17 protein-coding genes are annotated in these 21,300 nt (G+C 68.1%); 15 read left to right on the top strand and 2 right to left on the bottom strand.

Translation table 11 applies throughout. The features are described 5' to 3' along the window. Window positions 1–2 precede the first annotated feature (2 nt). Genes LZC94_13530 through LZC94_13490 form a run of 9 tightly spaced genes read left to right on the top strand, consistent with a single transcriptional unit; the run spans window position 3 to window position 11,740 of the window. Entirely contained in the window at window positions 3–926 is a 924-nt protein-coding gene (locus LZC94_13530; protein WXB18271.1) for an amino acid--[acyl-carrier-protein] ligase, read from the top strand. After that, window positions 923–1,966 (top strand): DUF1839 family protein, encoded by a 1,044-nt coding sequence (locus LZC94_13525; GenBank protein WXB18270.1) that lies wholly within the window; start codon window positions 923–925, stop codon window positions 1,964–1,966. The genes LZC94_13530 and LZC94_13525 overlap by 4 nt, the downstream gene beginning before the upstream one ends. After that, the gene (gene acpS, locus LZC94_13520; protein WXB18269.1) at window positions 1,963–2,355 is read left to right on the top strand and encodes a holo-ACP synthase; all 393 of its coding nucleotides are present in this window, start codon (window positions 1,963–1,965) and stop codon (window positions 2,353–2,355) included. The genes LZC94_13525 and acpS overlap by 4 nt, the downstream gene beginning before the upstream one ends. Continuing rightward, a complete protein-coding gene (locus tag LZC94_13515; GenBank protein WXB18268.1) occupies window positions 2,352–2,588 on the top strand; it encodes an acyl carrier protein in 237 nt (78 codons plus the stop codon). Before acpS ends, LZC94_13515 begins: the two co-directional genes overlap by 4 nt. Continuing rightward, a complete protein-coding gene (locus LZC94_13510) occupies window positions 2,585–5,245 on the top strand; it encodes a hypothetical protein (protein ID WXB18267.1) in 2,661 nt (886 codons plus the stop codon). Before LZC94_13515 ends, LZC94_13510 begins: the two co-directional genes overlap by 4 nt. Continuing rightward, on the top strand, window positions 5,242–7,137 hold the full coding sequence (locus LZC94_13505) for an alpha/beta hydrolase (protein WXB18266.1): 1,896 nt from the start codon (window positions 5,242–5,244) through the stop codon (window positions 7,135–7,137). The genes LZC94_13510 and LZC94_13505 overlap by 4 nt, the downstream gene beginning before the upstream one ends. 8 nt (window positions 7,138–7,145) lie before the next feature. Next, window positions 7,146–8,270 (top strand): acyltransferase, encoded by a 1,125-nt coding sequence (locus tag LZC94_13500; GenBank protein WXB18265.1) that lies wholly within the window; start codon window positions 7,146–7,148, stop codon window positions 8,268–8,270. 10 nt (window positions 8,271–8,280) lie between these two features. Continuing rightward, window positions 8,281–8,976 carry a hypothetical protein gene (locus LZC94_13495; protein WXB18264.1) on the top strand — a complete coding sequence of 232 codons (696 nt, stop codon included), beginning with the start codon at window positions 8,281–8,283 and terminating at the stop codon, window positions 8,974–8,976. A 19-nt stretch (window positions 8,977–8,995) separates the two neighbouring features. Continuing rightward, a complete protein-coding gene (locus LZC94_13490; protein ID WXB18263.1) occupies window positions 8,996–11,740 on the top strand; it encodes an aminotransferase class III-fold pyridoxal phosphate-dependent enzyme in 2,745 nt (914 codons plus the stop codon). Here the strand turns inward: LZC94_13490 and LZC94_13485 are convergent. Next, window positions 11,661–12,584 carry a sterol desaturase family protein gene (locus LZC94_13485; protein ID WXB18262.1) on the bottom strand — a complete coding sequence of 308 codons (924 nt, stop codon included), beginning with the start codon at window positions 12,582–12,584 and terminating at the stop codon, window positions 11,661–11,663. The two genes, LZC94_13490 and LZC94_13485, sit on opposite strands and share 80 nt — an antisense overlap. Before the next feature lie 58 nt (window positions 12,585–12,642). On the opposite strand from LZC94_13485, the gene LZC94_13480 reads away from it, so the two are divergent. The 6 genes from LZC94_13480 to LZC94_13455 all read left to right on the top strand — a co-directional run bounded on the left by LZC94_13480 (window position 12,643) and on the right by LZC94_13455 (window position 20,085). After that, window positions 12,643–13,701, top strand: coding sequence for an AraC family transcriptional regulator (locus LZC94_13480; protein WXB18261.1), 1,059 nt, complete (start codon window positions 12,643–12,645; stop codon window positions 13,699–13,701). Window positions 13,702–13,869: 168 nt separating this feature from the next. After that, complete coding sequence (locus LZC94_13475) at window positions 13,870–15,282, top strand: serine/threonine protein kinase (GenBank protein ID WXB18260.1); 1,413 nt, start codon at window positions 13,870–13,872, stop codon at window positions 15,280–15,282. Next, entirely contained in the window at window positions 15,279–16,331 is a 1,053-nt protein-coding gene (locus tag LZC94_13470) for a hypothetical protein (GenBank protein WXB18259.1), read from the top strand. The genes LZC94_13475 and LZC94_13470 overlap by 4 nt, the downstream gene beginning before the upstream one ends. Before the next feature lie 13 nt (window positions 16,332–16,344). Continuing rightward, window positions 16,345–17,475 carry a hypothetical protein gene (locus LZC94_13465; GenBank protein WXB18258.1) on the top strand — a complete coding sequence of 377 codons (1,131 nt, stop codon included), beginning with the start codon at window positions 16,345–16,347 and terminating at the stop codon, window positions 17,473–17,475. 33 nt (window positions 17,476–17,508) lie between these two features. Further along, window positions 17,509–18,861 carry a hypothetical protein gene (locus LZC94_13460; protein WXB18257.1) on the top strand — a complete coding sequence of 451 codons (1,353 nt, stop codon included), beginning with the start codon at window positions 17,509–17,511 and terminating at the stop codon, window positions 18,859–18,861. Between the two features lie 18 nt (window positions 18,862–18,879). After that, window positions 18,880–20,085, top strand: a complete 1,206-nt coding sequence (locus LZC94_13455; GenBank protein WXB18256.1) for a hypothetical protein — start codon at window positions 18,880–18,882, stop codon at window positions 20,083–20,085. 52 nt (window positions 20,086–20,137) lie between these two features. Here the strand turns inward: LZC94_13455 and LZC94_13450 are convergent, their stop codons facing one another. Then, window positions 20,138–21,280 carry a nitroreductase family protein gene (locus LZC94_13450; GenBank protein ID WXB18255.1) on the bottom strand — a complete coding sequence of 381 codons (1,143 nt, stop codon included), beginning with the start codon at window positions 21,278–21,280 and terminating at the stop codon, window positions 20,138–20,140. Between the last annotated feature and the right edge of the window lie 20 nt (window positions 21,281–21,300).

The following is a 21,300-nucleotide window of genomic DNA, read 5'->3' as shown; positions in this document are numbered from 1 at the left end:
ACATGAGCAGCGCGAGCAGCGGCACATACGACACGACGGAGTTTTACGAGGGCCTGGTCCGCCATGGCCTCATCGTACCGGTTCGCGTCCAGGGGGCGTTCGGGCGCGGCGCGGTCTTCGAGGACGTGCTGGAGCGCTTCAACGCGTTGATCACGCAGATTTCCAGAGACGATGGCGCGGAGCTGTACACGTTTCCGCCGGTCATCGATCGCACCATCATCGAGCGCACCGACTACCTCGACTCGTTCCCGCACCTGGCGGGCACGGTGTTCAGCTTCATGGGCAAGGACCGCGAGGCCAAACAGCTCTCGGACCGCGTTCACGCCGGGGAGCCTTGGGGCGATCTTCAAGGCATCACCGATGTTTGCCTCAACCCGGCCGCCTGCTACCCGGTGTATCCGGTCATCCGCGGAACGCTCCCGGAGCGCGGGCGCCTCATCACCATGACCAACTGGGTCTACCGGCACGAGCCCTCCCCCGAGCCGACGCGCATGCAGTCGTTTCGGGTCCGCGAGTTCGTCCGCGCGGGCCACCCCGACGCGGTGGTCGCCTGGCGCGACCAGTGGCTCGAGCGCGGGCTTGGTTTGCTGAAGGAGCTGGGCTTGCCCGCCCGCTCGGACGTGGCGTCCGATCCCTTCTTCGGGCGCAAAGGCCGGATGCTCGCCGAGGGGCAGAGGGCGCAAAAGCTCAAATTCGAAGTGCTGGTGCCGGTGATCTCGGAGGAGAACCCCACCGCCGTGTGCTCGTTCAATTACCACCACGACCACTTCGGGCGCGTGTTCGAGATCCACACGCCCGCGAACGAGGCCGCCCACACCGCGTGCCTCGGCTTTGGCCTCGAGCGCTGCGTGATGGCGCTCTTCCGGCACCATGGCTTCGTGCCCGCGGACTGGCCCGCGGCGGTGCGCGCGAGGCTCTGGCCATGAGCCGCGCGGCGGTCCTTCCACATCTCGACCCCGCGACGTACCAAAAGCACACGCTGCACGCCGACGACCGCGTGTGGATCGAGAAAAATTGCTACGTTGACATATGGGTCGAGCTGCTCCATGCACTGGGCTTGGAGCCGCGCGCCGTCCTGCCGTTTGCGCTCGCCATCGATTTCGAGGGCGATCAATGGACGTTCTTCAAGCCCCCGCACGGGGAGCTGTTCGATCTGTATGGCGTCGACGTGCAGGAGCTCAATCCTTGGCGGCCGCTGGTCGAGCACGCCGTCACCCAGCTTGGCGCCGGAAAGTTGATCAGCATGGAGGCCGACGCCTTTTGGCTGCCCGACACCTCCGGCACCGACTACCGCCGCCAGCACACCAAGACGACGATCATCCTCGCCGACATCGACGTGGAGCGCGGCAAGCTCGGCTATTTTCACAACGCGGGCTACCACGCGCTCGAGGGCGAGGACTTCGCGCGCCTTTTCCGAATCGGCGCAGCCCCCGACCCCACGTTCATGCCGCTCTTCGTCGAGCTCGTTCGCATCGACCGGATGGTGCGGCGGCCGAGGGCCGAGCTCGTGGCCATGTCGCGCGCACTGCTCGCCAAGCACCTGGCGCGACGGCCCAGCGACAACCCCGTGATCCGTTTCGGCCAGGCGTTCGAGCGCGAGCTGCCGCGGATGCAGAGCGAGGGCCTGGCTTTTTACCACGCGTGGGCCTTCGCGACCGTGCGCCAGCTGGGCGCGGCCTTCGAGCTCGCCGCCGCGTATGTGCGCTGGCTCGAGGGCGATGGGTCGCGCGCAGGCGATGACCCGCCGAACGATGCCCCGGGCGCGCCGGCGCTGGGCGCGGCCGCGGAGGCGTTCGACTCCATCAGCGTGGCCGCGAAGGCGTTCATCCTCAAGGCCGCGCGCGCGGTGAACGGCAAGCGCGCGTTCGATGCGGCCACCCCCATGGCGGAGATGGCGGACGCGTGGCAGCGGGGGATGGACGTGCTCGAAAGGTACGCCCGCCATGTGAGCGTGAGCGCGCCATGAGCCTGCGCGTCGGGATCGATCTGGTGCGGGTAAGCCGCATCGCCGAGTCGCTCGAGCACTTTGGCGAGCGCTTTTTGCACCGGATCTTTACCGACGCCGAGGTCGCCTATGCCACCGCGGCACCCGCGCACACACCCGAGCGCCTCGCCGCCCGCTTTGCCGCCAAAGAAGCGGCGATGAAGGCCCTCGCCCTCGCCGACGGCGGCATTGGCTGGCGCCAGATCGAAGTGCAACGCTCGCCCTCGGGCGACTGCTCCCTTTTGCTCCACGGAGACGCCCTCGCACACGCGCGGGCCTCCGGGGTGACCGAGATGGCCGTGAGTCTTAGCCACGAGGGAGACTACGCCACGGCCATTGTGATTGTGCACGGACCTCCCAAACCCCCATGAACGAAAAAATTCGCCGCATTCTCAAAGAACACGCACGCCTGGTCACCGACGTCGAACAAATCGGCGACGACACGGATCTTTATCAGGCGGGAATGACCTCCCACGCGAGCGTCAATGTCATGCTGGCCCTGGAGGCCGAGTTCGACATCGAGTTCCCCGACCGCATGCTCAAACGAAGCGTGTTCGAGAGCATCGCCTCCATGCGGACCGCCCTCGAGGAGCTTACGCCGTGAACGGGCGGGTCCGCGCTGTCCTCGGCCGCGTGGACGAGCCGCTCACCGAAGGGTGGCAGCTCGCCTCCACGCCGCCGGGCCAGATCGCGGACCCCGAGGCGCTCGCGCGCGCCGACGTCACCTGGTTGCCCGTCGCGCCATCGCCCCAGGCAGGTGCGCCATCGACGGCGGCCGCGGCCTTGCGCGCGGCGAAGGTGTGGAGCCTGGACGGCCCGCGGCGTCGCTTCGACGGCGAGGACTGGTGGTGGCGTAAGCGCTTTCCTGGTGCAAATCGCGCGGATCGCGCAGAACCGAGCAACATCCTTGGCGAAGAAGAAGAAACGGCGCTGTGCTTCGACGGGCTCGCCACCATCGCCGATGTCTGGTTGAACGGCGTGCTCCTCGTATCGAGCACGAACATGTTCGTTGCGCACCGGGTGGTGGTGGATCTGGCGGCGGACAACGAGCTCGTCATCCGATGCCGCGCGCTCGATGCGCTCCTCGCCGCGCGACGTCCCCGCCCGCGCTGGCGTGCGCCCATGGTCGAGCATCAACAGCTGCGTTGGTTTCGCGCCACCTTGCTGGGGCGAACGCCGGGATGGTCGCCGCCCGCGGCCGTCGTGGGCCCGTGGCGCCCGATTCGCCTGGAGCGCTCGCGCGGCATCGTGGTCGACGACGTCACCTTGCGAACATCGTTCGACGGCGATGCCGGCGTTCTCCATGTCGCCTGCCAGATCCGCAGCCTGCCGGCCGAGGAAAGCGGACGAGGGCGCGTAACCCTCGCGCTCGAGCGCGGCGGCACCGTCCACCGCGCGACGCTCGATCGCGCCCCTGCGAGCGACGATCCCGGCCGGCCCGGCGCGACGTACGCGGGGCGCATCGTCGTTCCGCGCGTGGAGCGATGGTGGCCGCATACGCACGGCGAGCCTGCGCTCTACCGCGCGCACCTGAGCGTCTCCCTGGAACGTGACGGCCGCGCGCCGCCCGTGGAGGTGGACCTGGGCGCCGTGGGCTTTCGCGAGGTGGCGCTCGACACGGGGCCGGATCATCGGGGCTTCGGGCTTCGCATCAACGGTGTGCCGGTGTTCTGTCGCGGCGCGTGTTGGACCCCGCTCGATCCCGTGAGCCTCGCCGCCGATCCGCGCGAGCTCGAGGCCGCGCTCGATCAAGTGCGCGATTCTGGCATGAACATGCTGCGCGTCTCGGGCACCATGGTCTACGAGAGCGACGACTTTTACGATGCGGCGGACGCCAAAGGGATCCTGATCTGGCAGGACTTCATGTTCGCCAACATGGATTACCCCGAGGACGATCCGGCGTTTGCGCGCTCGGTCGACGAAGAGGCGCGCCAGGTGCTGAAGCGCCTCGCGGCGCGGCCCTCGTTGGCGGTGCTATGCGGCAACAGCGAGGTCGAACAGCAGGCCGCCATGTGGGGCGCGAGCCGCGATCGATGGGAGCCGCCGCTGTTCCGCGAGACCTTGGCCGCGCGCGCCGCCGAGGTCTGCCCCGATGTGCCGTATTGGCCGTCGAGCGCGCACGGCGGCGCATTTCCGCACCAAGCCGACGTGGGGACGTCCTCGTACTACGGCGTCGGCGCGTACCAACGCGCGCTCGACGACGCGCGCCGCGCCGAGGTCCGCTTCGCCAGCGAGTGCCTGGCGTTCGCCAATGTCCCCGATGCGCGCGCGCTCGATCGCATGCCGGGCGGTGAGTCCCTGCGCGTGCACCACCCCGCCTGGAAGGAGCGCGCGCCGCGCGATCTGGGGGCCGGCTGGGACTTCGACGATGTGCGCGATCACTACGTGGCGCGCCTCTTCCACGTCGATCCCGCGACCTTGCGGTACGCCGATCACGAGCGCTACCTCGCCCTCGGGCGCGTCGCCACCGGGGAGATCATGGCCGCCGTGTTTGGCGAGTGGCGGCGAAAGCGCTCCACCTGCCGCGGCGGGTTGGTGTGGTTCCTTCGCGATCTCTGGCCCGGCGCCGGTTGGGGGATCGTCGACGCCGGCGGGGAGCCCAAGGCGGCGTACCACTTTTTGCGCCGCGCCTTGCAGCCGACGGCGGTGCACATCAGCGACGAGGGCGGCAATGGCCTCGCCGTGCACGTCGTCCACGATGGCCCCGCGCCGCTGGTGGCCGAGCTGGAGATCGCGCTCTTTCGCGCGGGCGAGATCGTGGTCGGGCGCGCGCGCCGCCCGGTGGAGGCGCCTCCGCACGGCGCCCTCGAGATCCCGGCGGCGGCCTTCTTCGAGGGCTTCCTGGATCTCAACCACGCGTACCGATTTGGGCCGCCCCCGGCGGATCTGGTGGTGGCGTCGCTGACGCGCGACGGTGGTGAGCCGTTCGCGCAAGCGTTTCACGTCTTGCTCGGAGCGTCCTTTGCCCATGCCGGCGCAAGCGGGGCGTTGCGCGAGCTCGATTTGGGCCTCACGGCCAGCGCGCGGCCGCGCGACGACGGCGATGTCGACTTGGTCATCGCCACCCGACGCTTTGCGCGCGCCATCCACGTCGATGTCGAACATTTTCGCGCCACCGACAACCACTTTCATCTCGCTCCGGGGGGCACTCGGACGGTGCGGCTGCACCGCCTCGCCTCCAACGGCAGCGCAAAACCTCTGCGTGGCACGTTGCAACCACTCAACGCCGAATCGGCCACCAAAGTGACGGTCGCCACGTGAATCATAAATTACCTACTCCATTGTTCTTCGGTCCCGCCGACCGCGCCCTCTTCGGCTGGATCCATCGACCTTCGGCCTCGGTGCCACACGCCAAGCTCGGGCTGGTCGTGTGCAACCCCTTTGGCTACGAGGCCGTCTGCGCCCACCGAAGCCTGCGCCACTTTGCGGTGTCGGCGGCGGCGGCGGGCGTGCCCGCCATGCGCTTCGACTACGACGGCACGGGAAACTCGGACGGGAACGATCTCGATCCGAATCGCGTGAAGGCGTGGCTCGACAGCATCCACCACGCCATCGAAACCTTGCGCGCGAGCACCGGGGTCGCCTCCGTGTGCCTCTTGGGCCTGCGCCTGGGAGCCCTTTTGGCCGCGGTGGCGGCGTCCGAGCGCGACGATGTGTCGGGGCTCATCGCCGTCGCCCCCGTTCTCTCGGGCAAGATGTATGTCCGCGAGCTGCGCATGCTTCAAAGCGCGCTCGCGTTGTCCACGGGCCCCGCGCCCGGATCGATGTCGACCGCGCCCGCCAGGCCGGACGCGCCAACCGCACCGGCATCGAAGGCGGCGCCGCCGTTGGCGGGCGACGAAGTGCACGAAGCGGTGGGCTTTGCGCTCACCGCGGTGACGAAGACGTCGCTGGCGGCGATCGATCTTCTGCGCCAGGAGCGGCGTCCGCCCCCGTCGGTGCTCGTCCTCGATCGCGTCGATCTTCCCGGCGCCGACAAATGGGCCGAGCGGCTCGCGGCCAGCGGCGCCAAGGTCGATGTGCGGCGCCTGCCCGGCTATGTCGAGATGATGCTCGATCCGCACCGCGCCGAGCCGCCGCTGAAGATGATCCACACGTCCACGACGTGGTTGAAGGAGCGCGCCGCCGCCGTCTCCGCACCATCCCGCCCCCTGCAGGATGCCCCCGCGAGCGCGCCGTCCCTTGCGACCGCCGCGACCCGCGCGACCAGCGCGACCACCGCGACCATGGCCGACGGGAGCGTCATCGAGCGCGCCATCTACGCCGACGATGCGCGCACGCTCTTCGGCATCGTGACCTCCGCCGCCCCCGGGACGGCCACCTCCACCGGGGTCGGCATCCTGCTGCTCAACGCCGGCGCCGTGCATCACATCGGCCCAAACCGCCTCTACACCGAGCTGGCGCGCCGGTGGGCCGCCCTCGGTCATATCGTGCTCCGCCTCGATCAATCGGGCATCGGCGACAGCCGCGCGCGGCCCGGTGAGGCGGAGAACGTGGTGTACAGCGGGCGCGCCCTCGAAGACGTCGCCGCCGCGCTCGCGTTCTTGCGCCGCGCGGAGGGCGTGCGCGAGTGCCGCGCCATCGGTCTGTGCTCGGGCGCCTACCATGCCTTCAAGTCGGCGGTGGCCGGGCAGCCCGTCGACGGCGTCATCGCCATCAACCCGCTCACGTTCTTCTGGAAGGACGGCGAGACCCCCGACGACACGCTCCACAAGACGGTCGAGAGCATCGCGCGCTACTCGCAAGCCCTGTCCGACGCGCGCAAGTGGCGCAAGCTCGCGCGCGGCGAGGTGAACATCCGCGCCGCCGTGCGCACCATCGCGCGCCACACCACCGCGCGCATGGTCGATCGCGCCCGGCACCTCTCGAGGCAGATGGGGCTGCCTTTGCCGGGCGATCTCGGGGCCGAGCTCGAGAGCGTGGCCCGGCGCGGTGTCGATATGAGGTTCGTGCTCGCCACGGGCGATCCCGGGCTGTCGCTCCTGCGGATGCAGGGCGGCGCGGTCGTCCGCAAGCTCCGCTCCCGCGGGGCCCTTTCGATCGCGGTCATCGATGGCCCCGATCACACCTTTACGCCTCTTTGGTCGCACGCGGCCCTCGGCACGGTCCTCACGGCCGCCCTCGAGGCCCCCGCGCGCCGCCCGCAACGCTGAGTACAGTCATGACCGAGCTCGAAGCGCGCAGACGTATGCTGGCCCTCGACGGCATTCGCGGCATCGCGGTGCTGCTGGTGCTGGCCCACAATTTCGATGTCCTCGGCGGGCCGCTCTCCCGCGTCGGGACCTTGCTCGACCGGCTGATGGATGGCGGCTGGCTGGGCGTCCAGATCTTCTTCGTCCTGTCCGGGTTCCTCATCACCGGCATCCTGCTCGACGGCCGCCGCGAGGCGCACTACTACCGCTCCTTCATGGTGCGGCGGGTGCTCCGCATCTTCCCGCTCTACTACGCCGTCTTGTGCGCCACCTTCGTCGTCGTGCCCTTGGTGACGGGCCACGCGGTGGCCGGCCACGAGCACCAGGCGTGGCTCTGGACGTACACCTCGAACTGGGCGGAGCCGTTCGGCCGCGAGGTCCCGCTCTTTCCGCATTTTTGGTCGCTCGCCATCGAGGAGCAGTTCTACTTGGCGTGGCCGTTCATCGTGCGCGTGCTCTCCCCGCGATCGCTCATGCGCTTCTGCGTCGGCCTCGCGGTGGCGGCGCTGCTGAGCCGCATCGCCCTGCGCGCGGCCGGGTTGGGCTCGGCGGGCCCTTACATGTTCACCATCTGCCGGGTCGACGCGCTCGCCCTCGGGGCCATCGCGGCGATCCTCTTTCGCTCGCCGCACGTGGTCGCCGTTCTCTCCGCGCGCCGGGGCCTCTTTCGCGGGCTCACCTTGGGCCTGATCCTCGTCACCGTCTTGATGAGCCACGGCGCCCCGCGCACGGGCCTCCTGATGCAAACCGTCGGCTACAGCGCCTTCGCCGTGACCTTTGCCGCGCTGGTGCTCGACGCCGCGCTCTCGTCGCACGACGAGCCGGACGCGCTCGGCCGGGTCCTTCGGCTGGCGCCGCTCCGCTCCGTCGGCAAGTACAGCTACGCCATGTACGTCTTTCACACGCCGCTGCATCGGCTGGTGGGCCTGCCGCTGCTCGCGCGCATCACGGCCGGCGCCATCGGACCCGTGCTCGGCCTGGCCTACTTTACCGCGGCCACCGTGGCCACGTACGTGGCGGCGTTCCTCTCGTTTCACTTCTTGGAGAAGCACTTCCTGCAGATGAAACGAGCCTTCGAACCGCGCACGGCATAACGTACGGCCGATGCGCGAAGAGCTCGTGACCTTCGGCGGCCTGCGCGCCATCTCCGTCGCTCCAGACCTCGCCGAGGAGGCGCGGGCCGTCGTGGCGCTCCTTCACGGCTTCGAGATGACGCCTCGGGATCTCGCGCCCTTTGCCCACTCGCTGGGCGTGCCGGCGTGGTTCCTCTTCCCCGAGGCGCCGCTCGCCGCCGCCTCGCGAGGCCGCGCATGGTGGCACATCGATCCGGTCCAGCGCGCAGAGGCCATCGCCCGCGGGCCCCGCGACTTTGCCACCATCCACCCGCCGGATCTGCCGGCCGCACGGGCGGCGCTCGCGACCTTTCTGGACGCGCTCGGCCCCGCCATCGGCGATCGCCCGCTGATCGTGGGCGGCTTCTCGCAAGGCGGAATGCTCACGTGCGACACCTTGCTCCGCACCGCGCGCCGGGTGGATGGGGTGGCGCTCCTCTCGGCCTCGCGGATCGCGTACTCCGAGTGGGCAGCGCGGCTGCCATCGCGTCCCTTTCAGGACGTCCCGATGTTGATCAGCCACGGTACGAGCGATCCGGATCTTGCCTTCGAGGCCGGCCTTGCGCTGCGCGACAGCATGGTGAACGCCGGCGCCGACGTCACCTGGGTCGCCTTCGACGAGGGCCACGCGATCCCGCTCCCCGTGTGGCGCCAGCTCCGGAAGTTTCTCCTCGCTCGGGTGCGCTGAGCGCCGGTATCTTCGAGGCATGACCTCTCCGGCGTTGGCGGTGACGGCGGCGGCTCTGGCTCACGAGGCGTTCGGCATCGACGCGACGGCGGTGCCGCTCGCCGGTGAGCGCGACTGGAACTTCCGGCTCGACGTGCGCGGCAAGCCTCGGTACGTGCTCAAGCTGCACGCGGCCGACATCGCGGACTCCGAGGTCGGGCTGTACGACGCGGTGCTGCGCCATCTGAGCCGAACGGACGTCGCGAGCTTTACACCGCGCCTCGCGGGCGAGGCCACCGCCGTCATCGAAGGACGGCTGCGCCACGCGCGGCTGCTCGACTGGATCGACGGACAGGTGTGGGCCGAAGCCGGACCGCCCGATCGCGCCCGCTTCGAAGCACTTGGCGCCACCGTGGCCCGGCTCGACGATGCGCTCGCCGCCATCGACGACCCGCGCCTCGACCGCGCCTACCGCTGGAACATGCTGCAGGCCGGGGCCCTCGCGCCGGCACTCGCGTGGGTCGATCCCGCCGTGCAGCCCTTCGTCGCCCGCGCCATCGGCCCCCTGCTCGCCGAGCTCCTGCCGGCCCTCCAGGCGCTCCCGCAACAGGCCATCCACAACGACGCCAACGAGCACAATGTGCTGGTCGCGCCCGATGGCTCCATCGCCGGCATCATCGACTTCGGCGACGTGGTGCGCGCGCCGCGCATCTGCGGGCTCGCCGTGGCCCTGGCCTACGCGCAGATCACGGAGATCGATCCGGTGGTCGCGACCCTCCCCGTGGTGGCGGGCTACCACGCCGAGCGGCCGCTCACCCCCGACGAGCTGGCGCTCTTGCCGGAGCTCGTGGAGATCCGGCTCGCGATGAGCGTCGCCAACGCCGCCGAGCAACGCCGTGCCGATCCGAACAACGCGTACCTCGCGACCAGCCAGCCCGGTGTCCGGCGCCTCATCGAGCAGCTCGCGCGCGAGCCGAGGGCGCTGCGCGAGCTGCGCTACCGCGACATTTGCGGCTACCGCCCCGTCGCCAACGAGCGAAAGGTGGTGGCCTGGCTCGAGTCGGCCGCGTGCCAGCCGGCGCCGCTCGTTCGAAACCCGCCCCTCGAGGCCGTTCGATCGGGGCCCGCGGTCGATCTGGCCGTCCCCATCGGCGAGCCGGTCCACGCGCCGCTCGATGGCGTGATCCATGGCGTCTCGCCCGGCGACGACAAGGCCCACCGCGAGCTCGCGCTCGAGCATCGCACGGCGGACGGCACGCCCTTCTGGCTCGTGGTCGGGCCGCTGCGCACGGAGACCGCGCTGGGCATCGCGCCGGGCCAACCCGTGCGCCGCGGCGCCCTGCTGGGGGCGGCGGCCAAAGCGGGCCTTCGCATCCATGTGTTCACCGCGCGTCTCGGGCGTCTTCCTGCGCCCGTGGAGACCGAGCTTTGGCAGAGCATCTGCCCCGATCCCAACCTGCTCCTGCGGCTGCCCCTCGCATCGTTGCCCTCGCCGGCCGCGCCCGAGCGCACCCGCCAGGAGCTCGCCCGCCGCCGCCGCACGAACCTCTCGTCGGCCTTGTCGACCAGCTACACGGAGCCGCTCCACATCGTGGCCGGCCAAGGCGCCTACCTGGTGGACGCCGATGGACGGCGGTACATCGATTTGGTCAACAACGTTTGCCACGTCGGCCACGGCCATCCGCGGGTGGTGGCGGCCCTCGCCCTCCAAGCGCAGGCCCTCAACACCAACACCCGCTACCTCCACCCGAACATCGTCGAGTACGCGCGCCGGCTCTCCGCCACCTTCCCCGATCCGCTGTCGGTGGTGCTGCTCACCAACTCCGGCAGCGAGGCCAACGATCTGGCGCTGCGCCTGGCCCGCACCGCCACCCGGCGCGAGCATGTGCTGGTCCTCGACTGGGCCTACCATGGCAACCTGACGTCGCTCATCGAGATCAGCCCCTACAAGTTCAACCGCCGCGGCGGCGCAGGTCCGGGGCCGCGCGTGCGCGTCTGCGAAGTACCCGATCCGTACCGAGGCCGTTTCGGCTCCGACGGACCGCGCTATGCCGCCGACATTGCGGCGCACTGCGCGGCGCTCTCCGAGGCGGGAACCCCGCCGGCCGCGTTCATCCACGAATCGATCCCGGGCTGCGCCGGGCAAGTCGAGCTGGCGCCCGGCTACCTCCGCACGGCCTATGCGTTCGCGCGCAGCGCCGGCGCCCTTTGCATCGCGGACGAAGTCCAGTGCGGGTTCGGTCGGGTGGGAAGCCACATGTGGGCCTTCGAGGAGCACGGCGTGGTGCCCGACATCGTCACCTTGGGAAAGCCCATCGGCAACGGCCACCCCATCGGCGCCGTCGTCACCACCCCGGCCATCGCGCGCCGCTTCGTCACGGGCATGGAGTACTTCAACACGTACGGCGGAAACCCCGTCTCGTGCGCGGTCGGCCTCGCCGTCCTCGACGTGCTCCGCGACGAGCGCCTGATGGCCCACGCCGCCGCCGTCGGCGCCGAGCTCGGGCGGGGCCTTCGCGCCCTCGCCGAGCGCCATCGCTTGATCGGCGACGTCCGCGGCCGCGGCCTCTTTCTCGGCGTCGACTTGGTCGAGGACCGCGCCACCAAGGCCCCGGCGACGGCGGCCGCCAAGCGGGTCATCGAGGCGGCCAAGCGGGACGGCGTGCTCCTATCGCTGGACGGCCCGCACGACAACGTCTTGAAGATCAAACCGCCTTTGGTGCTCGGCCACGAGGAAGCCCGTCACGCGGTGGCGGTCCTGGATCGTGCGCTTTCGGGCTCGTAGCGCGCTCCCAGCCCGGCGGCGCCCAAAGGTGCTTCAAACGATCCGCGAGCCGCCCCGGGCGGAGCGCGTCGCGGATCATGGCCACCGGCTCGTGAAAGATCGTGATCAACGGATTGGCCGTGCGAAGGGGGTGAACAATCCCATATTGGGGCCGCTCCCGCTCCTCCTCGAACGTGCCAAAGAGCTTATCCCATACAATCAGCGTCCCAGCATAATTCTTATCGATATACTGACTATTACGTGCATGATGCACGCGATGATGGGAGGGCGTATTGAGCACGCGCTCCAGCACCCCGAGCTTGCGAACCAGCTCCGTGTGGACGAAAAATTGATAAACCAGGTTCACGTTGACGGCGAGGAGCACGAACGTGGGCGCGAACCCCAGCCACGTGAGCGGCAAATAGAAGGGCCACATTCCGAAGAAGGGCGAGAGCAGGCTCTGACGAAAGGCGGTCGAGAAGTTCATCGCCTCTTGCGAGTGATGCACCACGTGCGACGCCCAAAGCCATCGAACCCGATGCGACGCCCGGTGCGCCGCGTAGTAAAGGCCGTCTTGGAGGACCCATAGGATCAAAAAGGTCCACCAGGTGCGCGGCACGGTGAAGAGGCGGTGCTCGTAGACGCGGGCATGGATGCCGAGCACCACCACCAGGGCGAAGAGCTCGACCACCTGGAACGAGGCCGCCAGGGCCACATTGTTCAAGGTCTCGGCCTTGGTGTAGTTCGAGCGCCGCGCGCGGGCGAGGGTCCAAGCCTCCCAGCCGATGCACGCGAGGTACGCGGGGGTGGCCATCAGGAGCACGAGCTTCGAGGGATCGGTGTCGGAAAAGGACGCGAAGAGCACGGCACGGTCATGGAAACGCAATCCGGGTGTAGAATCTTGACCCAGCCCGCCAGATGCCATGACCCAACACGCCAAGACGAACACGGCCTCCGCAGCCTACCTGCGAACCTTGATCGACTACGCGGCCAGCCGGGGCACGGCCGAGGCGACCTTGCTCGCGGGCTCGGGGATGGATCCGAGCGACGGCGACGCGCGCTTCTCGGAGAGCGCCTGCGCGGCCCTCTTCGATCGGGCGGCCGAGCTCTTGGGCGACGATGCCGTGGGTCTGCACGCGGGGGAACACATCCGGCCCGGCCACTACGGCGTCTTCGGCTATGTGGTCATGAACTGCGCGACCCTGGGCGACGCGCTGGCGCAGTTGCAGCGCTATCAGGCGCTGGTCATCGACATCGGCCCGCCGGAGGTGGTGCGCGACGGCGCCGAGCTCACGGTGAGCTGGAACCCTCGGCTCGAGCGGCCGCTGCGGCGTTTGGCGGAGTTCAACCTCTCCGCCATGATCGCGTTCGCCCGATGGGTATCGGGCCGAGACGAATCACCGCTCCGCGCGGACTTCACCTTCCCCGCCCCCGCCGACACCGGCGAGCACCAACGCATCTTCCGCTGTCCGCTGCGCTGGGACGAGCCCGTCTACCGCATCGTGCTCGCCGCGTCGTGGCTCGAGGCCCCGCTGATCCGCCCCGATCCCACCGTGCGGGCGCTGATGCTCGATCTGGCCGAAAAGCAGCTACTCTCTCGTTCGCCGCCGTCGCAGCTGTCGCAAAGCGACGAGTCGCAGCTGTCGCAAGGGGACGACGATCTCGGCGCGCTGCGCGAGCTGGTCGCCAAGAGCCTCCCCGAGGGCAACGCGGCCCTCGCCCGCGTCGCCTCGGCGCTCTCGCTGAGCCCGCGCACCTTGCAGCGAAAGCTCAAAGAGCGCGGACAGAGCTTCTCCTCCATCGTCGACGACGTCCGGAGCGAGCTCGCCACGCGCCATCTCGCCAACGGTGATTTCGACCTCGACGATCTGGCGTTCCTCCTCGGCTTTTCGGAGCAAAGCGCCTTTCAACGCGCCTTCAAACGATGGACCGGCGAAGCCCCCGGCTCCTACCGCAAACGGGTGCGCGGGCGCGGTATGTGATCGGCCTCTCTTCGACAAAGGCGTTCGGATCATCCCCCACGCACACCGTATGGCTGCGCACATCGACACAACGCAACATTCATTCGCAGGTGTACAAACGACAGCAGACGTGTCTGAGCCACTCCAACGCCGACCCTCGCGTCGTGTTCCCGTGTATCCTCGAAACACGTGGGCGCACCCGTCAAGATCGGCGATATCCTGGCGTCGAAATATCGCGTGGAGCGCGTGCTCGGCAGGGGTGGCATGGGGATGGTGGTGGCGGCACGCCACATGCAGCTCGGGTCCTTGGTTGCGCTCAAGTTCATGATCCCATCGAAGTTCGATGTGCACGACGCGGCCGGCCGTTTCGTCCGCGAGGCGCGCGCGGCGGCCCGCCTTCGAAGTGAGCATATTGCACGCGTGAGCGATTACGGCGTGCTCGACACCGGCGCGCCGTACATCGTCATGGAATTTCTCGAAGGCGCCGATCTCCATGCCGTGATGAAGGCCCGCGGCCGCCTCCCCATTCACGAAGCCGTGGCCTACCTGATCGATGTGTGCAAAGCGATGACCGAGGCGCACGCTCTCGGGATCGTTCACCGCGATTTGAAGCCGCAAAATTTGCTACTCACGCACCGCTTCGACGGCACACCGCTGATCAAAGTGCTCGATTTCGGCATATCCAAGTTCACGAACGAGGCCGATGGCCAAGACATGTTGTCGACGACGACCGGCTCACTTCTTGGCTCGCCGGGGTTCATGGCGCCAGAACAAATGTGCAACTCGAAGGACGTCGATGCGCGCGCGGACATCTATGCGCTGGGCGGTATCGCCTTTCGGCTCTTGACGGGCGAGCTGCCTTTTCAGGAGGGCTCGTTCGCCGAAATGGTCGCAGCCGTACTTTACAAACATCCGCGCCGGGTCCGCGCGCTCCGTCCCGAGATCCCCAGCGAGCTCGAAGCATTGATCGCATGTTGCTTGCAAAAGGAGCCGAACGGCCGCTATTCCAGCATGGACGAGCTGATGACGGTCCTCCAGTCGATCGCGGACCGTTTGCGCCCTGCACAACCGAGCGAAACGATCGATTCCGCGCAATCCACGGTGATGCCTCGGCCGGTGAGCGACGAGGCAACGGGGGAGACGACCTACGTGGATGCGCTCCTTTCCCCGCCACGACTCGCGGGACAAACCATTGGCGACGCCGCCGTGCCGATGCACACGGAGATTCATCCTCCTTCGAAATCGTCGTTCCGGGGCCCCATCGGAGGGATCTCCATCCTGGGGATCCTCGCGATGCTCGCCTTGTGCGATTTCGTCCTGCACGAGCGAGGGCAGCGCCTTCGCGATGCCGCCCCCATGGCCGAGCGCGCGTCCGCGCCCGCGCCCGGAATGGCCCCGGAGCGAACCCCACCCGCCGGCGAAGCCGAACCGGCGATGATGGCGCGACTCGCCAACGCCGAGACGACGAATGAACGGATCGATGCAGGCCCCCCCGCCCATGCGGCATCGAGCGCCGCCGCGGCACCACCGGCCCGCAGCAGACGGCCGCCTCCCAAGCCGCGGCCCGACGACCTCCCCCCCGACTTGGATCTCCTCAAATGAACGCCCCGATCGCGACACGGTCCTTTGAAAAGCTCCTGTTTGCCGTCGTGATGGTGGCGGGCGTTTCGGCCGCGCAGGCCGCGCACGCGCAAACGGAGACCCCGGAGTTCCGCGAGCGGGAGGCCAAACGAGCCTATGCGCACAAGGAGTTCGATCGCGCCAGGCGGCTCTACGAGGAGCTCTATGCGTCCGACCCAAAGCCCAAATATCTGTGGAACCTGGCGATCGTCGAAAATCAAAGTGGCGCCTTCGTCGATGCGCTCCACCATTTCAAAACGTATTTGAAGAGCTCCGACGCGAGCGACAAAGATCGCGATGACGCGCGAGCGTACCTGCACGAGCTCGCGGCCAAAACGGGGCATATCGCCGTGGAGGCGCCCACGGGAACGCACCTCGTCGTCGATGGCGTCGACAACGGCATGGAGACCCCGCTCGACGAGCCGCTCGATGTCCGACCAGGGCAGCACGAGATCGAAGGCCGGCGCGATGGGAAGAGCAAGACCGTGGCGGTACGCGCCGGGGCGGGTCAGCTCGTAACGGCGCGCTTGGTGTTCGATGCTCCAGCGCCCCTCGCAGAGGTGCTTCCACCGGCGCCCGCCGTGGCGACGGCGCGCGCGCCGATCGCACCGCCGCCCGAGCATCGGGAGGTGCGTACGAGCCACGGGCCGGCCAAGATCGTCACCGTGGCGACCATCGGTGCCGCGGCATTGGCTTCGTTCGGGGCGGGGATTGGCTTTGCCATCGCCAAGGCGAACGCGGAAGAACGACTCGATGCGCTTCGTGCTTCCAGCGGTCCATCCGCTTGCAGCCATGAAGCGCAGCCTGAATCGTGTACGAAGATGAATGACGAAGTGGACGCGATCCATCGAAACACCACCTTTGCGAACGTGTTTCTCGGCGCGGGGATCGGGTTGGTCCTCGTTGGCGGCGTGGCGTGGCTCGTGTGGCCGAAAACATCGCCCTCCGACACGCCCCGAGCACGTGTTTTGCAAATTGCGCCGGTCCTTACCCCCCATGCCGCCGGTCTTACGAGCACGGTGGGGTTTTGAGGAGATTGCGCTCATGAACATTTCGCGAACGATGCAGTGGGGATTGCTGCTTTGCATGACAGCCGCCGCCATGGCGTGCGTCACCAACCAACTCACCGAGCCGTGCACCGATGCCGCGTGCACGGAGAATCCTCCGCCCGGAAAGCTCGCCGCGGATCCCAGAACGTTCGAATCTGCGAAGGACGCAGGCCCGCTCGGTACGCCCGTACGAATCGCGACCATTCCTGGCGCGAGCGATCTTGCGCTCGACCATGCCGGCGGCGCCGTGGTGACAGCTGGCTTGGCCAAAGGGCCCAACGCCCGCGAGGGCGTCTTTTACGTACCACCGAGCGGGGGCAGCGTCGTCCAGATTGGAAAAGATCCGGGGATGAGCCCGACGACCGACGGTACGCGCGCCTGCTGGGTAAAGTGGGTCAACGGAAGTCGCATTCTATGCAGCTTGCTCGATGGTACCCCCTCCGTATCGACCAGCGAGACGGACAGCTCGCCCACATCACCGCTCATTCATGGCGAGTATCTGTATTGGTTTTCGGACGTTTATCAAAACAGCCTGCTCAAACGAACCAACCTGCACGATGGCAGGACCGAGACGGTGGCCGCGATCGGCCCTTATTCCTATCAGCTCCTCTTGGACAAGGGTCGCTTCTTCTGGCTCACGGTCGTGGATCGCACCACCACGACGGTCAAGGCGTCCTTGATGGACGACGGGACCATTGGCGCGATCAGCCCAGTCGCCACCATCGAATCCCAGTGGGTTCGCTCGCTGGCCGTGGCGAAAGAGGTCAGCTATACGGCCATTGAGAGCAACCACATCGTCTGGCCCCCCGACGCCGGGCCCGACGTCCCAGGGCTGTATTTCGCCCCGACGAACGCGAGCGGAGGCCCGCCGACGGTCCTTCAGCGGCAGCGATTCAGCTATCCGCCACGGCTGGCCGTCGATCGATATCATGTATATTACACAGATTCCTTCAACGGTGTCGTGTACCGCCTTCCGATCCCGACAGGGACCTCCGACGGGCGCCCGCGTGATCCCGAGGTGGTCGCTGTCGGGCAGGGGGAGCTCGGGGGAATTCGCGTCACCGAGCGTTTCGTGTACTGGACCACGGGCGGAATGAACGGCGGCCTGATGCGCTTGGCGAAATGATGAGCGGAGGGCCTGGTGCGATCTTCGAGATCGATGCGATCTCCGAGATCGCACCGCCTCGATGGAACGGGCGATCAGCGCGAGGGGATGACGGTGATGACCAGGTCACGAGCAAGGCAGTGGGTGTGCGCGTTCGCCGGATCGGCCATGGTGGCGGCGTGTGTCACCAACCAGCTCACCGGAACGTGCTTCGACAATGCGACCTGTCCGGATCGGGCGCCACCGGGGCCGGCCGATGCCGATGGCGACGTCGTCGCGAGGGACCCCGAAGGCCCGCCTCGGGACTGCCCGGGCATCGACCTCCGCGCCGATCCGAACAACTGCGGAACGTGTGGTCATTCGTGCTTTGGCGGCCCGTGCGCCGGCGGCACCTGCCTTCCCGTGAAGATGGCGGCCATCCCAGGCGCAAACGGCCTTGCGCTCGCCCATGGCGGCGTCGTGGTGACGGTCATGGACTTTGTCGAACAAGGCCGCGGTGTCTTCTACGTACCGCCCGACCTGGACGGTGGGATCGTTCAACTCGGGACCGATCGCGCTTACAGCCCCTCGAGCGACGGTGTGCACGCCTGCTGGGTCGCCGAGCATGGTGTCCCTTACAGCTTGCCCGATGGCGGGCAAACCTGCTGTGTCATCGCCCAGCATATCTCTTGTAGCTTACTCGATGGAGGATCACGCGTATCCATGTACGACGACGCGTCTCCGTATCCTCACCCCGGATCGCCTCTCATCCACGACGGATACGTCTATTGGTTTACCAACCGCGACAAGGGTACCCTTCAGCGAGCCAGCTTGTCGGGAGACGCTTCCACGACGACCCTCGGCGTCATCGACGATCGCGCCGTGTACAACGTCGTCCTGGACGGAGATCGGCTCTTCTGGCTCGCTTACCCGCGGGACGGAGCCATGCTCGCCACGGCGTCGCTGGACGACGGCTCCGTGACGGAGGCACGCGATGTAGCGCGCCTCGAAATCCCCATGATCTGGGCGTTCGCCGTCGCCGGGAACGTCGGTTACGTCGCCGCCGGAGACAATCAAAACGACAAGACCAAAGGCGGTATCTACCGCATACCCATGGACGCGGACGGGGGGGCCGCGACACCGCTCCTGCGTCAGTCATTGGGCTCCTCACGACTCGCCATCGACAAATCGCATATCTATTACACCGACGGATCGCGAGGCATCCTTTATCGCATTCCAATCCCGACATCGATCCCCGATGGGGGCTTCGTCCCCGGAATGGACGGCGGTCAAGAAGCCATTGTCCACGGCCAGGACGATCTTCGAGACATTCGCGTCGACGACCGCTTCGTGTATTGGCTCAGCATCGCGACCTCGGGCAGACAGGGCGAGGAGAGACGCGATTATCTGATGCGCATGGCGAAGTGATGGCCGGAGGAATGACCCATGAGCATGTCACGAACGAAGCAGTGGGCGTTGGTGCTTTCGGGATCCGCCATCGTGGCCGCGTGCGTCACCAACCAGCTCACCGGGACGTGCACCGACAACGCGACGTGCCCGGAATGGCCACCACCGGGACCGGCGGATACCGGGGCCGACACGAGCACGGATGCAGGCCCGCGCGCGCGCTGCGAAGACCTCGGCGCCGATCCGAACAACTGCGGGACCTGCGGCCATTCGTGTTTTGGCGGCGCGTGCGCCGGCGGCGCGTGCCTTCCCGTCCGAGTGGCGGACTTCCCCGGCGCAACGGGGCTCGCGCTCGCGAAGGGTGGCGTGGTCGTGACCGCAGACATCTATTCGGGCCGGGACGGCGTTTACTACGTACCGCCCGACGCGGACGGTGGAATCGTTCGACTCTCGAGCGACCGTGCTTCCGCGCCCTCGACCGATGGTGTCCACGCTTGCTGGATCCTCGGGTGGCGTCAAATTTCGTGCAGCTTGCTCGATGGGGGATCGCCCATGGCCACGATCGACGAGATGGAATTTCTACAGTCGATTCTCGTCCACGACGGCTACGTCTATTGGTTGGCAAACTTCAAGAGCACGTGGCTGCGACGAGCCAGCTTGTCGGGAGATGCTTCCACGACGACGCTCGTCACCCTCGATTTTTATAGCAATTCGACCGCCCTCCTTCGCGACGGCGATCGATTCTTCTGGCTTACGTATCGGTCCTCTCCGGACAGCAACGTCGTCTTCGAAGCGACCTTCGATGGCGGCGCCGTGGAGAACCTCCGCGAGGCCGCAGCGCTGGGTACACGCTGGATCCGCGATCTCGCCGTCGCACGGGACGTCGCTTATGTCAGCATCGACGGCTACGAAGGCCCCGACGCGAGCGAGATCGGAGGGATCTACCGTGCGCCCATGCGCGGAGACGGAGGGTCCGTAACCCCGATTCGGAGTCAGTCACTCGGCGACTCGCGGCTGGCTGTCGATCCCTCGCATATCTATTACACCGACGGGAAGGGAGGCAGCGTGCATCGCATTCCGATCCCGGCGACGAACGCCGATGGGGGCTCGATCCCCGCTCTGGACGGCGGTCCGGAAACGATGGCCCGCGGCCAGGGCCGCCTCGTGGGGATCGCCGTCGACGACCGCTTCGTATATTGGGTCAGCGCGGGCGAAGACGGGGGGCTGATGCGCCTGGCGAAATGACGGCCGGAGGCGCCATCACCCGGCGTGCGAGCGAGAAGCGAGGTCCCCAAAGCTAGGCCCGCCGAGGCTCGAGCACCCGGCGCGGTGCAAAGGGGCACGACGTGTCCACCGGGCTGCCCGCGCGCGCCAAAAAGAAGCCGCGCCCCCCGTTTTGACCGATGCGACCATCCAGGGTGGCGCGAAGCGTATCGTGCTGGAGCAGCACGCTGACCGGATGCAGCACCAGCCCATGCTCGGCCAGGGCGAGCCACACGGATTGGACGAGGGCGCCGCCGGCGAGGCACGCGGAGGGCGGCGGATCGTTGGCGCGGAAGCGCAGGTAGACGAGCAGCGGGGACGCGGCGATGTTTTGCGCCGTGGCCGCGGTGATGGCCCGCGCGAGGCCGAGCGGCGCGAGGGCGCGCATCGCACCGGGGGAGAGCGCGGTGGCGAGGAGCCGTTTTTGCCAGTGCGGCAGCGGTTTGGCGAGGAGGGCTTCGATGGGCAGCCCGTCGCCCGCCAAAACCGAATCATCGAATCGGATATGCGCGTAGGTCTCGGCCCAGGCCGCGGCGTGGGTGAACTCGATGGCCCCGTGCTCCCGGAGAAGATGGCCCACGGTGGCGCGCACACCGGCATCGGTGAGCAACACCAACTCGCAGAGATCGCGCGAACCCGGAAATGCAAGGGAGGCGGCGTCCGACAAGGACGCGAGCGCGCTCGGGGCAATCGGATCCCTGCGGTACGCCCCCCGGTGCGTGCGGCGCATCGCCAGCAACGTGCGGCGCCGGAGGGAGGCCTCGGTCACCGGCCCCGACCCGCGGCGCGCGGCCACCAGGGCCACGGGCTCCCAACCCGGCGTGAGCGCCGAAAGCTTCTCCGCCCCTTCGTCGCCGGAGCGCCACACCACCGAGACGGCGAGGCCGCCCGCGTCGAGCGCGACGAAGAGGCTCTCCAAGTAGGCGCCGGCGCTCACGAGCATCTCGATCCGGTGCGCGGGGAGCGCGGACAAGCACCGCGCGGGATCGAGCGCGACCACGATGAAGGCCGTATTCTTCTCGACGAGGACGTCATCGCCGAGCGTCATGAGCGCCGCGCGCGCCTCGGGGGATCCGGCGATCACGGCTTGCCACGGCTGGGCGTTGTGCGACGACGGGGCATGCCGCGCATCGCGCACGGCGGCGCGCACGACCTCGTCGAGTAGAGCGGATGTCATGACGCGCGCCACGATACGAC

The organism is Sorangiineae bacterium MSr11954 (assembly GCA_037157815.1).
Lineage (GTDB): Bacteria > Myxococcota_A > Polyangia > Polyangiales > Polyangiaceae > Pendulispora > Pendulispora albinea.
Note: the sequence above shows the minus strand (reverse complement) of the source record. Positions and strands in the feature narration are given on the sequence as shown.